Here is a 15,046-nt window from a genome sequence, read left to right as displayed (position 1 = left end):
GTACAGGAGACCCCTTCATGAAAAAGAAGCCATCATCCGGCCATTGGTAAAGGGCTGGTACTTCTCGCGCTGGCGACCACGCTGGCCGTTATCAGCCACCGCGTTGGTCTCCACGATCTGCTGACTCACCTGCATCTGCTGCAGGAGACCCTCCGCCATCATGGCGCCTGGGGCTATCTGGTCTATGTTGCGCTATTTATCATTGCCACCCTGTGCCTGATCCCCGGCAGCCTGCTGGTGATCGCCGGCGGGGTGCTTTTCGGCCCGCTGACCGGCTCTCTGCTCTCGTTTGCCGCCGCCACCGTCGCCTCTTCGTTGTCGTTTTTGATCGCCCGCTGGCTGGGGCGCGATCTGCTGCAGCGCTATGTAGGCCATACCGCCGTCTTCCAGGCCATTGAGCGCGGTATCGCCCGCAGCGGCAGCGATTTCCTGATCCTCACCCGCCTGGTGCCACTCTTTCCCTACAACATTCAGAATTACGCCTACGGCCTGACGGCGATCCCCTTCTGGCCTTTTACTCTGATCTCCGCCGTGACCACCCTGCCGGGCCTGGTCATCTATTCGGTGATGGCCAGCGAACTGGCCCGCGAAGGAGCGACCCTCGCTTTCGCGCTCAAGTTGAGCCTCGCCGGCGGGCTGCTGTTTGCCCTGGTGCAGATGGGCAAACGGTTTGCCCGCGCCCGCCGTGTGGCAACGCCCGGCGAGGAGGTGCGCCATGACCCGACCTGATCGCCGTCACCTGCGCCGCGCCAGGCTGGCCCTTGCCGTGGTGGCTGTCGCCGGGCTGACCGCCTGGCTGTGGTTCCCCGACGGGCGAGCCTTTCTGCAACACAGCCTGACGGCGTTAGCGTCGCTGGATCCCCAGTATGTCAAAAACTTTATCGCCGCCTGGGGGACGCAGGCGGCGCTGGTCTCTTTTGCGCTAATGATCCTCCAGGCGATCGTCGCCCCGCTGCCGGCCTTCCTGATCACCCTGGCGAACGCCGCGCTGTTCGGCGCCTTCTGGGGAGGCATGCTGTCGTGGTTCAGCGCCATGGTCGGGGCCGGGCTCTGCTTTTGCATCGCCAGAGCGCTGGGGCGCGAGATGGTGGAGAAGCTCACCGGCCGCACGGTGCTGCGCAGCGTCGACGGCTATTTCGCCCGCTATGGCGCGCAGACGATCCTGGTCTGCCGCCTGCTGCCGTTTGTCCCTTTTGATCCGGTCAGCTATGCCGCCGGACTGACCTCGCAGCGCTTCTGGCCCTTTATGCTGGCCACCGGCGTGGGCCAGCTGCCGGCGACCATCGTCTATTCCTGGGCCGGGAGCCTGCTGACCGGAGGCGCCTTCTGGCTGGCCACCGGCCTTTCGCTGCTTTTGGCCCTGGCGGTGGTCATCTCCATCGCCAAAAATATTTACCGTGAACGTCATAAGAGATCGTCGCCATGAGCTTACCCCCGCTGGATACTGTCCCCCTGATCCTTCGTCCGCAGGCCTGGCTGCATCGCCGGCATTACGGCCAGGTGCTGAGCCCCATTCGCTGGTGGGGACGGATCCCGTGGCTGTTTTACCTGGTTTCGCTGTTCGTGGGCTATATTGAACGCCGCCGCTCGCCGTTGGATCCGGTGTTGCGCTCGCTGGTCAGCGCCCGTATCGCCCAGCTGTGCCACTGCGAATTCTGCATCGATATCACCAGCATGACCCTCGCGGCGCGGAGCGGGAGCCAGGACAAGCTGCTGGCGGTCGCCGACTGGCGCAGCAGTAAGCTGTTCAGCGAAAAAGAGCGTCTGGCGCTGGCCTATGCCGAAGCCGCCACCCAGACGCCGCCGGCGGTGGATGATGCCCTGCGTAGCGCGATGGCCGCGCATTTTGACGCCCGGGCGCTCACCGAGCTGACCGCCCTGATTGGCCTGCAAAATTTATCGGCGCGGTTCAATGCCGCGATGGCGATCCCTGCCCAGGGGCTGTGCAAGATACCTGGTTCTTCCCCGCACCATAAGGAGTAACGATGCGCCGTTTGCGTGATTTCAGCCTCTGTCTGTGCCTGCTGCTTCTCTGGCCGCTGGTGGTTCAAGCCGACGACAGCTGGCGGCAGACCCAGACGGAAGCCCGCGGCCAGACCGTCTGGTTTAACGCCTGGGGTGGAGACCCGGCCGTCAACCGCTATCTGGCGTGGGTCAGCGAGGAGGTCAAACGCCACTACGCGATCGACCTGCGTATTGTCCCTATCGCCGATGCCGCCGACGCGGTGAAACGCATCCAGACTGAGGCGCAGGCCGGCCGTCGCCGCGGCGGGTCGGTGGATCTCCTGTGGATCAACGGCGAGAACTTTCACACCCTAAAACAGGCCAACCTGCTGCTCACCGGCTGGGCAGAATCGCTGCCCAACTGGCGCTATATCGATCTGCAAAAACCGGTTCAGGAAGATTTTTCTGTCGCCACCGAGGGCGCGGAGTCGCCGTGGGGCAGCGCCCAGTTGACGTTTATCGCCCGCCGCGGGCAAACGCCGCAGCCACCCACCAGCCCGCAGGCGCTGCTGGCCTTCGCCAGAGCCCATCCCGGCAGCGTGACCTACCCGCGGCCGCCGGACTTTACGGGTACCGCCCTGCTGGAGCAGCTGCTGATCGCCCTCACCGACCAGCCTGCCGCCCTGCGCCAGCCGCCGGAGACGGCGACCTTCTCGGCGGTAACCGCCCCGCTGTGGCGCTATCTCGATGCGCTGCACCCGACGCTGTGGCGGGCGGGTAAGGATTTCCCGGCGTCGCCGGCGCGGATGGACGCCATGTTCAACCAGGGCATCCTCCGCCTGTCGCTGACGTTTAACCCGCTCCATGCCCGCCAGAAGGCCGTCAGCGGGGAGTTACCGGCGGACAGCTACAGCTTCGGCTTTACCGGAGGGACCCTCGGCAACGTCCATTTCGTTACCATCCCGGCCAACGCACGCGCCGTCGCCGCGGCCAAAGTGGTCGCCAATTTCCTGCTTTCCCCAGAGGCGCAATTGCGCAAGGCGGATGCCGCCGTCTGGGGCGATCCAAGCGTACTGGACCCGCAGCGTCTGCCTGACAAACAGCGTCAGGCGCTGGCGGCCACCCTGCCGCAGGATCTGCCGCCGGTGCTTGCCGAGCCACATGCGGCGTGGGTTGACGCGCTGGAGCAGGAATGGCTGCGCCGCTACGGTACCCACTGATCCTGCTGGCCTGGGGGACGATGGCGGCCATCTATCTGCCCTTATTCCCCGCCGCTGCAGGGCTGATGTGGCCGGCGCTCTCCCCGGTCCACTGGCGGGCGCTGTTCGCCGACCCGCAGCTGGGCCAGGCGCTGGCCGCCACCCTTGTTTCCACGCTGCTGTCCGTCGGCGGTGCGCTACTGATCGCCCTGACCATCGTCGCCGCTTTCTGGCCTTCGGCCCGCTGGCGGCGGCTGGCTTCCCGCCTGCCTTTGCTGCTGGCGGTGCCCCATCTTGCCCTGGCGACGGCGGCGCTGCTGCTGTTCGCCGAAGGCGGCTGGATCTGGCAGCGACTGCCGTTTTTGACGCCGCCGGTCGACCGGTACGGCATCGGGCTTGGCCTGACGATGGCCCTTAAAGAGAGCGCCTTTGTGCTGTGGGTGATCTACGGCCTGCTGGGGGAGGCGCGCCTCGCCGACCAGGCGACAGCGCTAAAGAGCCTCGGTTACGGCCGCTGGCAGTGCCTGCGCTGGCTGGTGCTGCCTGCGCTGCTGCCCGCCCTCGGCATGGTGCTGCTGGCCGCCGCGGCCTGGAGCCTGTCGACGGTAGACGTCGCCCTGGTGCTGGGGCCCGGCAATCCACCCACCCTCGCCGTTCTGGCGTGGCAGTGGTTAAGCCAGGGCGATGACATGCAGCAGGCGAAAGGGGCGCTGGCCAGCCTGCTGCTGCTGGCGATCCTCGGCGGGCTGGCGCTGGTCGCCTGGGGCGGATGGCGGCTACAGCGTCGGCGTCTGCCCGATCTGCGCGGCATTCGGCATCCCCATCCCCACGCCCTGCCCGGCCGCCTGCTGGCGAGTGCCCTGCCGCTGAGCGGCCTGCTGTGCGCGCTATTGCTGGCGGGGCTGGCGCGCTCGGCGCCGCCGCAGATGGATGCCCTGGGCAACAGCCTTGGCCTCGCGCTGATGGCTTGCGCCCTCGGCGCGGCCGTCTGCCTGCTGTGGCTGGCCTGCGGCCCGAAGCGGGGAGATGGCTGGGTCTGGCTGCCGCTGGTGCTGCCGGCCCTGCCGCTGGCCGATGGCCAGTACCGGCTGGCGCTGTACGCCTGGCTAGACGGCGAATGGTGGACCGTCCTGTGGGGCCATCTGCTGTGGGTGGTGCCGTGGATGCTATTTATTTTGCGCCCGGCCTGGCGCCAGCACGATCCGCGGATGACGGTGATCGCCCGCACGCTCGGCTGGGGACCCACGCGTATTTTCTGGCTGTTGACTCTGCCCTCGCTGACCCGCCCACTGCTGACCGCCCTGGCGGTGGGCTTCTCGGTGAGCATCGCGCAGTATCTGCCAACGCTATGGCTGGGGGCAGGCCGTATCCCGACGCTCACCAGCCAGGCGGTGGCGCTCAGCAGCGGCGGCGAGGCGCAGATGCTTGCCGCCCAGGCGCTGTGGCAATTACTGCTGCCGGCGGTATGCTTTATCCTGACGGCCCTGCTGGCCTGGCTGGCAGGCCGCTATCGACGAGGACTTCGCTAGTGCTAACCGTAAACCATCTGACCCTGAGCGTGAACCGTCAGCCGCTGCTGCGGGAGGTCGACTTTTCGGTGGCCCCGGGTGAAGTGCTGACGCTGATGGGCCCTTCCGGCAGCGGAAAATCGACGCTGTTTGCGTGGATGATTGGCGCCCTGGCCGGCGACTTCCGCGCCGAGGGCGAGCTGTGGCTCAACGGGCGGCGGTGCGATACGCTGCCCACGGAGCGCCGGCGCATCGGCATCCTGTTTCAGGACCCGTTGCTGTTCGACCATTTCAGCGTCGGGCAAAATTTACAGCTGGCGCTACCGGAAAGCGTGCGCGGCGAGGCGCGAAAAGCCGCGGTGGAGCAGGCGCTCAGTCGCGCCGGGCTGCATGGCTTCGCCGCGCGCGACCCGGCCACGCTCTCCGGCGGACAGCGGGCGCGGGTGAGTCTGCTGCGCGCCCTGCTGGCGCGCCCCGAGGCGCTGCTGCTGGATGAACCCTTCAGCCGCCTGGATGCCGCCCTGCGCGCCGCGTTCCGCCGCTGGGTATTTGAGGAACTGGCCCGCCAGGCCATTCCGGCGATCCTGGTGACCCACGATCGCGAGGACTGTCCGCCGACGGGGCGCTGCCTGACGATGGAGCGCTGGCAATGAAGAGCAATAGCGTGCAAACCTGCGTTACCGCAAAGAAATCAACGCCTGGCAAGCGGAGAATACGCCCTCCACTTTTTACCGTCGGGCATTTCGATGAAACGTGTTTCTCAATTGACCGCACTCGCCCTGTTCATGGGGCTTGCTGCTTCCACCACCTTCGCCGCTGAAACCATGCCAGCGCTCACTCTTTCCCACCTGCAACAGCAGCACGGCGTGGCCATCGACACCCGCCTGAGCGCTTATTACAACGGCTGGCCGCAGCGCGCCAACGGCCCGGAAGGGCATGAGCCGCAGGCGCTGAATCTTTCCGCCCGCTGGCTCGGCGCCATGAGCGACGAGCAGCTCCGCGGCTGGGCTAAGCAGCACCAGCTCCAGGCCGATACCCCCCTTGCGCTGTACGGCAGTCCTGAGGATAACGCCAGCGTCGCGGCGCGACTGAAACAAGCGGGCTTCACCCGGCTCAACACCCTGAGCGACGCCCTGAGCCAGGGAGACCGTCTGCAAAAGCTGCCGCACTTTGAACAGCTGGTTTATCCGCAATGGCTGCACGACCTGCAGCAAGGGAAAAGCGTGGCCGCCGCCCCGGCCGGCGACTGGAAAGTAGTTGAGGCCGCCTGGGGGGCGCCGAAGCTCTATCTGCTGAGCCATATCCCGGGCGCGGGCTATATCGATACCAATGAGGTGGAGAGCGAACCGCTGTGGAATAAAGTGTCCGATGCGCAGCTGAAGGCGATGCTGGCGAAGCACGGCATCCGCCATGACACCACGGTGATCCTCTACGGTCGCGACGTTTACGCCGCGGCGCGTGTGGCGCAGATCATGCTGTACGCCGGCGTCAAAGACGTGCGCCTGCTGGACGGCGGCTGGCAGACCTGGTCCGACGCCGGTCTGCCGGTGGAGCGCGGCATGCCGCCGACGCCGCAGCCGGCGCCAGATTTTGGCGCGCCGATCCCCGGCCAGCCGCAGCTGATGCTGGATACCGAGCAGGCCCGCGGCCTGCTCCACCGTCAGGACGCCTCGCTGGTCAGTGTCCGCTCTTGGCCGGAGTTTATCGGCACCACCAGCGGCTACAGCTATATCAAACCGAAGGGCGATATCGCCGGCGCCCGCTGGGGCCATGCCGGAAGCGACTCCACGCACATGGAAGACTTCCATAACCCGGACGGCACCATGCGCAGCGCCGACGATATCGCTGCCCTGTGGCGCCAGTGGAACATCCTGCCGAACCAGCAGGTGGCGTTCTATTGCGGGACCGGCTGGCGGGCCTCGGAAACCTTCATGTATGCCCGGGCCATGGGCTGGCCGCACGTCGCTGTCTATGACGGCGGCTGGTACGAATGGAGCAGCAACCCGCACAATCCGGTCGCCCGCGGCGAGCGCGGCCCGGAAAGCAGTCAGTAACACACCCCACCAGCGCGCGTCCCCAGCCGGCGACGCGCGCTTTCCCGCTCACGCCACCCGCTTTAAGGTCTGGTAGCCGCTGGCGATACGCGTCGCCGTCGTCAGCCAGCATAGCGCGCCAAACAGCCACGCCAGCCAGGCAAAATGTGCCGGAAACAGGCAGCTGAGGACAAACAGCAGGATGGTTTCCGTCCCCTCCGTCAGCCCCCCGAGGTAGTGCAGCGATTTATGGGCATAGCCGGGATTGGCGATCTGGTGCTTTGCCGCCAGCGCGGCAAAGGCGAGAAAGCTGCTGCCGGTGCCGATAAAGGCAAACAGCAGCCAGCCGCCCGCCAGAGCGTTATTCTGCGGATCCGCCAGGATAAAACCGAACGGCACCAGGGCATAGAAGAGAAAATCCAGTGAGATATCGAGAAAACCGCCGGCGTCGCTCAGCCCGCGCCGCCGCGCCAGGGCGCCGTCCAGGCCGTCCAGCAGGCGGTTGAGAAGAATGGTCGCCAGCGCCGCGCCATACCACCCTAATGCCAGAAATGGCAGAGCCAGCACGCCGATGGCAAAACCGAGCAGCGTCAGCCTGTCTGGTGAAATACCCGGGCGGTCAAGCGCGCCGGCGACAGCGTTAAGGAGGGGTTTAAGGCGAGGATGCAGGTGGCTATCAAGCACGAGGATCTCCAGCAGAGTTGGCGGTTGTCAGTGAAGGTCTATGGCGGTGATAATAGGCCAGTTTGGCCTTATTAACGTTGATGCTTATGCTAAAAATGATTGAAGTTGTCGCCGCCATTATTGAACAGGATGGCAAAATTCTGCTGGCGCAGCGCCCGCCCCACGCCGACCAGCCGGGAATGTGGGAGTTCGCCGGCGGCAAAGTGGAGCCAGGTGAAAGCCAACCACAGGCGCTGACCCGGGAACTGCAGGAGGAAATGGGCATCATCGCCCACCCGGCATGCTATATCGCCAGCCATCAGCGGGAAGTCTCCGGTCGTCAGATCCATCTGCACGCCTGGTGGGTGCCGGATTTTCAGGGCGTGCCGCTGGCCCACTATCACAGCCAGCTGCGCTGGTGCCTTCCTGCCGACGCCTTAACCCTCGATCTCGCCCCGGCCGATATCCCCCTCCTGCACGCCTTTATCGCCCAGCGCCCGTCCCTTTCCCTCCGCTGATCCGCTCGCCGCCTCGTCATCGTTTTTAGTTATGACGGGCGGGCAATTATAAATTTTGCTGACGGCTTAATTTTTCCTTGCTTGCCTAAGGATTAGCGGTGTTATAGTCGGAAAATCGGTTTTTTCAAGGACCGAATCATAATAAATACATGCAACCACAACCATAAGGGGAACTTATATCTATGGATCAGACGTGCACTCTGGAAGGCTTTCTCACCCGCGTTCAACAGCGCGATCCTCATCAAACCGAATTTGCTCAAGCCGTCCGGGAGGTCATGACCACCCTGTGGCCTTTCCTTGAGGAAAATCCGCGCTATCGTCAGCTTGCTTTGCTGGAACGTCTGGTGGAACCGGAGCGCGTGATCCAGTTCCGCGTGGTGTGGGTGGACGACCGCAATCAGGTCCAGGTCAACCGCGCGTGGCGCGTGCAGTTCAACTCGGCCATCGGCCCGTATAAGGGCGGAATGCGCTTCCACCCGTCGGTAAACCTGTCGATTCTCAAATTCCTTGGCTTCGAGCAGACCTTCAAAAACGCCCTGACCACGCTGCCGATGGGCGGCGGGAAAGGCGGCAGCGATTTCGATCCTAAAGGCAAGAGCGATGGCGAAGTGATGCGCTTCTGCCAGGCGCTGATGACCGAGCTTTATCGCCATCTGGGCCCGGATACCGACGTACCGGCGGGCGATATCGGCGTCGGCGGCCGCGAGGTCGGCTTTATGGCCGGAATGATGCGTAAGCTCTCCAACAACAGCGCCTGCGTCTTCACCGGTAAAGGCCTCTCCTTCGGCGGCAGCCTGATCCGTCCGGAAGCCACCGGTTACGGCCTGATCTACTTCACCGAAGCGATGCTCAAACGTCACGGCCTCGGCTTCGAAGGCGCTCGCGTGGCGGTTTCCGGCTCCGGCAACGTCGCGCAATACGCCATTGAGAAAGCGATGGAGCTTGGCGCGCGGGTGGTCACCGCCTCCGACTCCAACGGCACCGTCGTTGACGAAGCGGGCTTCACCAAAGAAAAACTGGCCCGCCTGATCGACATCAAAGAGCGTGCCCACGGCCGGGTGGCCGACTACGCCCGCGAATTTGGCCTCACCTATCTCGAAGGCCAGCAGCCGTGGTCAGTGCCGGTGGATATCGCTCTGCCTTGCGCCACCCAGAACGAACTGGATGCCGACGCCGCTCGCCAGCTGATTGCCAACGGCGTGAAGGCCGTGGCGGAAGGCGCCAACATGCCAACCACCATCGCCGCGACCGATCTGTTCCTTGAAGCTGGCGTGCTGTTTGCCCCGGGCAAAGCGGCCAACGCCGGCGGCGTGGCGACGTCCGGTCTGGAGATGGCGCAGAACGCCGCGCGCATGGGCTGGAAAGCGGAAAAAGTGGATGCCCGTCTGCATCACATCATGCTGGATATCCACCACGCCTGCGTGCAGTACGGCGGTGAAGCGAAGCAGACCAACTACGTGCGCGGCGCCAATATCGCTGGTTTCGTCAAGGTGGCGGACGCCATGCTGGCCCAGGGCGTGATTTAACCTCCCCTCACACCATCCCGGCGGCTGCCCGCCGGGATGTCTCTCACGACGTCATCGTGATCACCACTTTCCCCAGATGCTGACCACTGTCCAGACAGGCATGCGCCTCGGCAATTTCCGCCATCAGGTAGCTGGCGTAGATCATCGGCTTGCATTTCCCAGCCTCAAGCAGCGGCCAGACGTGGCGCCGCAGCGCCTCGGCAATCTCCTGTTTCTCCGCCGCCGTCCGGCCGCGCATGGTGGAGCCGGTGACGGTGGCCCGCTTGAGCATCAGGGTCTGAATGTCGACCTCATGGGCCATTCGCCCGCCCATAAAGCCGATGATGACCAGCCGCCCGTCCTTTTTCAGCAGCCCCAGGTTGCGGTTAAAGTAAGGGCCGCCCACGATATCCAGAATGACATCCACCCCTTCATCGTTGGTCAGCTGATGAATTTTCTCAGCGAAATCTTCGGTTTTGTAGTTGATCGCCGTGGCGTAGGGCCGCAGCGCGGCAATTTTTTCGTCCTGGCCGACGGTGGCATAGACGGTCATCCCCAGCGCGTGACACAACAGGATCGCGGTGGTGCCAATCCCGCTGGCGCCGCCGTGGATCAGAATGCTCTCGCCGGGCTGCAGCTTACCGAGCTGGAAAACGTTCGCCCACACCGTGAAGAAGGTTTCCGGAATGGCGGCCGCTTCGCTAAAGCTGAGGCCCGCCGGGATCGGCAGCGTCTGGCCTGCCGGGACGGCGCAGTATTCGGCATACCCGCCGCCGTTGGTCAGCGCGCAGACGCGATCCCCGGGGGCAAAGGCCGCAACCTGCGCACCAACCTTCACGACCACGCCCGCCACCTCGAGGCCGGGCACGGGGGTAACCCCCTCAGGCATGGGATACAGACCCTGGCGCTGCAGAATATCCGGCCGGTTGACGCCCGCCGCTTTCACCTCGATGAGCACCTCATGCTCCCCGATAGTGGGGATCTCACCTTCGCGGATCTGTAAAACCTCCGGGCCACCCGGTTGGCTGATAGCGATATATTTCACGGGTCCTCCTTATCGCCTGTCAGAGAATTAAGCAAGGCATCGGGAAGGGCAATGGGCGCCCCCGTTCTGCGGGGCGATCGTCCCCCCCTTCCCGGCTGTTTAGTGTAGACCATTGACCAGTCTGGCGGAGAAACGGCGGCCGTGGGGAATGGCCTCCTCACGGCCGCCGGGCAGGTTATTGCGGCGGCGGCGCGGCATCCTCTGCCGCTTTTTTGCCTTTCGCTTTGCCTTTACTGAACGATTTTTTCGCCCCGCCCGGCGCCACCAGACCGCGGAACTGGCGCACCGGCGTGCTGCGCGCCTGCTCGATTAGCTGATACAGCGTGCCCACCAGCGGCTGCATAAAGTCCTGATAGCGGCACTGTTTCTCGCTGATTTGCGTCAATACCGACTCCCAGTGGGCGGTCATGTCCGGTCGACCGGCCATCTCCGGCAGGGAATGAATCAGCGCCCTTCCGGCCTCCGAGGAGTGGATATAGCGCCCTTTTTTAGTCAGGAAACCGCGCTTAAACAGCAGCTCGATAATCCCGGCGCGGGTTGCTTCGGTGCCGAGGCCGTCGGTGGCGCGGAGGATCTTCTTCAGATCTTTATCCTGCACGAAGCGGGCAATCCCGGTCATCGCCGACAGCAGCGTGGCGTCGGTAAAGTGGCGCGGCGGCTGCGTCTGGCGCTCCACCACTTCGCCCCTCTCGCACAGCAGTTCATCGCCTTTGGCCACCACCGGCAGCGGCGTGCCGTCGTTCTCTTCATCGCGCTCTTTGCTGCCAAGCAGCGTCCGCCAGCCCGCCTCGGCCAGAAAACGCGCTTTGGCGACAAACTTACCGTTGGCGATCTCGAGGTCAATCTGGCATTTACGGAACACCGCGTCCGGGCAGAACTGCATCAGATACTGGCGGGCGATCAGGGTGTAGACCTTCGCTTCGTTATCGGTGAGTTTGACCTGGCTGCTGCGGGCGGTCGGGATAATCGCATGGTGCGCGTCGACCTTTTTATCATCCCAGCAGCGGTTGCGGATCTCCGGATCCACCACCGGCTGCGGCAGCAGATCCGCCGCATGGACGGCAATCGCATTCAGCACCGCATGGCGGCCGGCGAAATGTTCTTCCGGCAGATAGCGGCTGTCCGAGCGCGGATAGGTGATGAGCTTGTGGGTTTCATACAGCTTCTGGCAGATATCCAGCACGTTTTGCGCGCTGAAGCCGAAACGTTTGGCCGCCTCAATCTGCAGCGCCGACAGCGAAAACGGCAGCGGCGCGGGTTCGGAATCGCGCTTATCGTTATAGCCGGTCACCAGCGCCGGCTGGCCTTCAATACGCTTAACCACGTGCTCGGCCAGCGGACGATGCAGCAGGCGCCCTTCTTCATCCTGGTAAGGTTCGCAGGCTTCGCTCGGCACCCAGGTCGCGACAAAGCGCTCCTCCTGCGGCGTGACGATATGCGCTTTGACATCGAAGAAGTCTTTGGCGACGAAGTTTTCAATCTCTTCATCGCGGCGCACCACCAGGCCGAGCACCGGGGTCTGCACCCGCCCCACGGAGAGCACCCCCTGATAGCCGGCGTTGCGCCCCAGCAGGGTATAGGCCCGGGTCATATTGATGCCGTACAGCCAGTCGGCGCGCGCCCGCGCCAGCGCCGACACGCAAAGCGGCACAAACTCGCTGTTAGCGCGCAGGCGGTTGATCGCCCGCTCAACCGCCTGCGGGTTGAGATCGTTTATCAGACAGCGCTGCACCTGCTGACGCTTCTCCGGCGCCAGCTGCAGGTAGTCGAGCACTTCATCCACCAGCAGCTGCCCCTCACGGTCGGGGTCGCCGGCGTGGATAACCTCCTCGGCCTCGCCGAGCAGGCGCTTGATGACATTCAGCTGTTTGGTGACCGAAGGTTTTGGCTGCAGCTGCCATTTCTCCGGCACAATCGGCAGATCGGTGAGATTCCAGCGGGCATAGCGGCTGTCATAGACGTCCGGCTGCGCCTGCTCCAGCAGGTGACCGATACACCAGGTGACCACCTGCCCATTGCCGCACTCAATAAAGCCATCGCCTTTGCGATGCGGTTTAGGCAACACATCGGCGATAGCCCGACCGAGACTCGGTTTTTCTGCAATAAACAACCGCATCGAATCAACGGATCTCGATCATGGGTCGTCCGCCGCGGGCGGTCACCAGCTCGCCGATGGCGGCCAGCTTAATACCGAACTCCGCTGCGGCAGCCTGCACTTCCGCCTCCGCCTCCGGGGTCACCGCCAGCAGTAGACCGCCGGAGGTCTGCGGGTCGCAGAGCAGATCGCGCCACTCCGTCGGCATCTCGCCCATCAGATGGCCATAGCTGGCAAAGTTGCGCCCGGTGCCGCCCGGCACCGCGCCGGCGGCGATATACTCCTCCACCCCCGGCAGTTTCGGGATATCGGCATAGCGCAGTTGCGCCTGCACGCCGGCTCCGCGGCACACTTCGCTGAGGTGGCCGAGCAGGCCAAAGCCGGTGACGTCGGTCATCGCCTTCACCCCGTCGATAGCGGCAAACGCGGCGCCGGCGAGGTTCATCTGGCACATGGTCTCCGTCGCCAGCCCGTGATGCTCCGGCTTGAGCAGCGATTTTTTCTCTGCGGTGGTCAGCACGCCGATCCCCAGCGGTTTGGTGAGATACAGTTTGCAGCCCGCCTGCGCGGTGCTGTTTTTCTTGATGCGCTCGGTGGGCACCACGCCGGTGACCGCCAGACCGAAGATCGGCTCCGGGGCGTCAATGGAGTGGCCGCCCGCCAGCGCGATCCCCGCCTGCTGGCAGGCAAAGCGCCCGCCCTCCACCACTTCGCGGGCGATTTCCGGCGCCAGGGTGTTGATCGGCCAGCCGAGAATGGCAATCGCCATAATCGGTTTCCCGCCCATGGCGAAAATATCGCTGATGGCGTTGGTGGCGGCAATGCGGCCAAAGTCGAACGGATTATCGACAATCGGCATAAAAAAGTCGGTGGTGCTGACGATTGACGTGCCATTACCGAGATCGTAAACGGCGGCATCATCGCTGGTTTCGTTGCCGACAAGCAGGTTCGGGTCGACGAACTTCGCCTGCTCGCTATGCAGGATGGTTTCCAGCACTTTCGGGGAAATTTTACAACCACAACCGGCTCCGTGGCTGTATTGCGTTAAACGAATGGCTTGCTCGCTCATGGACATCTCCTGTCATTGCAATCCCGCTATGTTAGCGCCCAAACGCCAGGGTGGTAAGTACGACAGTCTGAAATCGCGTATGGTTGCTCATTAAGCAGACAAAAAGCCGTTTTTGCGAGACGCGGCAATTTTTTCCCGACCATTTTCACTTTTACTTAAAGATGACAGAAATGTGACAACACAGGACTGTCTTCTCTGGAATGATTATGACGTAAGGAAATTCTAATGAAAAAGCGTGTTCTTGCCCTTTGCCTGGCCAGTTTCTTCTCCGTTAACGCCTTCGCACTGGTTCCCCCCGGTAACGATGTCACCACCAAGCCCGATCTCTACTATCTGACCAATGCCCAGGCCATCGACAGCCTGGCGCTGTTGCCGCCGCCGCCGGCGGTGGGCAGTATCGCGTTCTTAAACGATCAGGCGATGTATGAGCAGGGGCGCCTGCTGCGCAACACCGAGCGCGGGAAGCTGGCGGCAGAGGATGCCAACCTCAGCGCGGGCGGCGTGGCTAACGCCTTCTCCAGCGCCTTTGGTTCGCCGATCACCGAAAAAGACGCGCCGCAGCTCCATAAGCTGCTGACCAATATGATTGAAGACGCCGGCGATCTGGCGACCCGCGGCGCGAAAGAGAAGTATATGCGCATTCGCCCGTTTGCCTTCTACGGCGTCTCCACCTGCAACACCACCGAGCAGGACAAGCTGGCGAAAAACGGCTCTTACCCGTCCGGGCATACCTCCATCGGCTGGGCCACCGCCCTGGTGCTGGCGGAGATCAACCCGCAGCGGCAGAACGAAATTTTGAAGCGCGGCTATGAGCTTGGCGAGAGCCGGGTGATCTGCGGCTATCACTGGCAGAGCGATGTCGATGCGGCGCGCATCGTCGGCTCCGCGGTGGTCGCCACGCTGCACACCAACCCGGCCTTCCAGCAGCAGTTGCAGAAAGCCAAAGACGAATTCGCCAAAGCGCAGAAGTAACGTCATCGCCGTTGAACTCCTGGATACGGCGCCTGGCGCGCCTTGTCCGGGCGACAAAAACCGCGATTGATTCGAATGGTAGGGTTTGAAGGCCGGGTCAGGCGCCAGCCGCCGCCCGGCATAGATGCGGCTCCGAGCTTGCTGCCGTCGCCCGGCGGCGCTGCGCTTGCGCGGGCCTACATTGAGGAGTAACCGTCTGATATAGCGATGGTTATGTAGGCCGGGTAAGGCGCAGCCGCCACCCGGCAACACCACGGGTACCATGCCTGATATCTTGCCCGGCGGCGCTGCGCTTGCGCGGCCAGCCGGACGGTTCCCTCTCCCTCCGGGAGAGGGCCAGGGTGAGGGGAAGCACTGCAGTGTGGTTGTTTATGTTATCTGTGGCTTCAGCGTAGTTTGCGCTCCCGGTTAATCGTCTGCGTTATGTCACTCATGGCGCCGGGAGCGCACAGGGGGCGGCCAGTCGCCGCCGCCCCCTGTACCCCCGGGCTCCGG

General features: G+C 63.8%; 15 protein-coding genes. 10 read left to right on the top strand and 5 right to left on the bottom strand.

The window, feature by feature from the left end:
• Positions 1-15: 15 nt before the first annotated feature.
• A complete protein-coding gene (locus ABLV64_RS08105) occupies positions 16-159 on the bottom strand; it encodes a hypothetical protein (RefSeq protein WP_224222643.1) in 144 nt (47 codons plus the stop codon).
• Here ABLV64_RS08105 and ABLV64_RS08100 point away from each other — a divergent pair.
• The 7 genes from ABLV64_RS08100 (at position 91) to ABLV64_RS08070 (ending at position 6,705) form a co-directional block, all read left to right on the top strand.
• Positions 91-729 carry a TVP38/TMEM64 family protein gene (locus tag ABLV64_RS08100; RefSeq protein WP_224052166.1) on the top strand — a complete coding sequence of 213 codons (639 nt, stop codon included), beginning with the start codon at positions 91-93 and terminating at the stop codon, positions 727-729. The two genes, ABLV64_RS08105 and ABLV64_RS08100, sit on opposite strands and share 69 nt — an antisense overlap.
• A complete protein-coding gene (locus ABLV64_RS08095) occupies positions 716-1,426 on the top strand; it encodes a TVP38/TMEM64 family protein (RefSeq protein ID WP_004203809.1) in 711 nt (236 codons plus the stop codon). Before ABLV64_RS08100 ends, ABLV64_RS08095 begins: the two co-directional genes overlap by 14 nt.
• Positions 1,423-1,983, top strand: coding sequence for a carboxymuconolactone decarboxylase family protein (locus ABLV64_RS08090; RefSeq protein ID WP_004203808.1), 561 nt, complete (start codon positions 1,423-1,425; stop codon positions 1,981-1,983). The genes ABLV64_RS08095 and ABLV64_RS08090 overlap by 4 nt, the downstream gene beginning before the upstream one ends.
• Positions 1,984-1,985: 2 nt before the next feature.
• On the top strand, positions 1,986-3,164 hold the full coding sequence (locus ABLV64_RS08085; RefSeq protein WP_217324979.1) for an ABC transporter substrate-binding protein: 1,179 nt from the start codon (positions 1,986-1,988) through the stop codon (positions 3,162-3,164).
• Positions 3,137-4,672, top strand: coding sequence for an ABC transporter permease subunit (locus tag ABLV64_RS08080; RefSeq protein WP_217324980.1), 1,536 nt, complete (start codon positions 3,137-3,139; stop codon positions 4,670-4,672). The genes ABLV64_RS08085 and ABLV64_RS08080 overlap by 28 nt, the downstream gene beginning before the upstream one ends.
• The gene (locus ABLV64_RS08075) at positions 4,672-5,304 is read left to right on the top strand and encodes an ATP-binding cassette domain-containing protein (protein ID WP_004203804.1); all 633 of its coding nucleotides are present in this window, start codon (positions 4,672-4,674) and stop codon (positions 5,302-5,304) included. Before ABLV64_RS08080 ends, ABLV64_RS08075 begins: the two co-directional genes overlap by 1 nt.
• Before the next feature lie 93 nt (positions 5,305-5,397).
• The gene (locus ABLV64_RS08070) at positions 5,398-6,705 is read left to right on the top strand and encodes a sulfurtransferase (RefSeq protein ID WP_004203802.1); all 1,308 of its coding nucleotides are present in this window, start codon (positions 5,398-5,400) and stop codon (positions 6,703-6,705) included.
• A gap of 48 nt (positions 6,706-6,753) precedes the next feature.
• On the opposite strand, the gene ABLV64_RS08065 is transcribed toward ABLV64_RS08070, so the two are convergent.
• A complete protein-coding gene (locus ABLV64_RS08065; RefSeq protein ID WP_217324981.1) occupies positions 6,754-7,368 on the bottom strand; it encodes a CDP-alcohol phosphatidyltransferase family protein in 615 nt (204 codons plus the stop codon).
• Positions 7,369-7,454: 86 nt separating this feature from the next.
• On the opposite strand from ABLV64_RS08065, the gene ABLV64_RS08060 reads away from it, so the two are divergent.
• Both ABLV64_RS08060 and gdhA read left to right on the top strand, forming a co-directional pair.
• The gene (locus ABLV64_RS08060) at positions 7,455-7,865 is read left to right on the top strand and encodes a pyrimidine (deoxy)nucleoside triphosphate diphosphatase (RefSeq protein WP_057216769.1); all 411 of its coding nucleotides are present in this window, start codon (positions 7,455-7,457) and stop codon (positions 7,863-7,865) included.
• 182 nt (positions 7,866-8,047) lie between these two features.
• Positions 8,048-9,391 (top strand): NADP-specific glutamate dehydrogenase, encoded by a 1,344-nt coding sequence (gdhA, locus tag ABLV64_RS08055; RefSeq protein WP_004203797.1) that lies wholly within the window; start codon positions 8,048-8,050, stop codon positions 9,389-9,391.
• A gap of 43 nt (positions 9,392-9,434) precedes the next feature.
• Here the strand turns inward: gdhA and ABLV64_RS08050 are convergent, their stop codons facing one another.
• The 3 genes from ABLV64_RS08050 to selD all read right to left on the bottom strand — a co-directional run bounded on the left by ABLV64_RS08050 (position 9,435) and on the right by selD (position 13,579).
• A complete protein-coding gene (locus ABLV64_RS08050; RefSeq protein ID WP_348843059.1) occupies positions 9,435-10,415 on the bottom strand; it encodes an NAD(P)H-quinone oxidoreductase in 981 nt (326 codons plus the stop codon).
• A 175-nt stretch (positions 10,416-10,590) separates the two neighbouring features.
• Entirely contained in the window at positions 10,591-12,531 is a 1,941-nt protein-coding gene (locus ABLV64_RS08045; RefSeq protein WP_004203795.1) for a DNA topoisomerase III, read from the bottom strand.
• A gap of 4 nt (positions 12,532-12,535) precedes the next feature.
• The gene (gene selD, locus ABLV64_RS08040) at positions 12,536-13,579 is read right to left on the bottom strand and encodes a selenide, water dikinase SelD (RefSeq protein WP_004203794.1); all 1,044 of its coding nucleotides are present in this window, start codon (positions 13,577-13,579) and stop codon (positions 12,536-12,538) included.
• Between the two features lie 225 nt (positions 13,580-13,804).
• Between selD and phoC the strand changes: the two genes are divergently transcribed.
• Positions 13,805-14,551, top strand: a complete 747-nt coding sequence (gene phoC / locus ABLV64_RS08035) for an acid phosphatase PhoC (protein ID WP_049118453.1) — start codon at positions 13,805-13,807, stop codon at positions 14,549-14,551.
• Positions 14,552-15,046: the final 495 nt, after the last annotated feature.

The sequence above is a fragment of the Klebsiella sp. JB_Kp031 genome (genome assembly GCF_040064295.1).
Lineage (GTDB): Bacteria > Pseudomonadota > Gammaproteobacteria > Enterobacterales > Enterobacteriaceae > Klebsiella > Klebsiella quasipneumoniae.
This window is presented reverse-complemented; position numbering and strand designations above follow the sequence as displayed.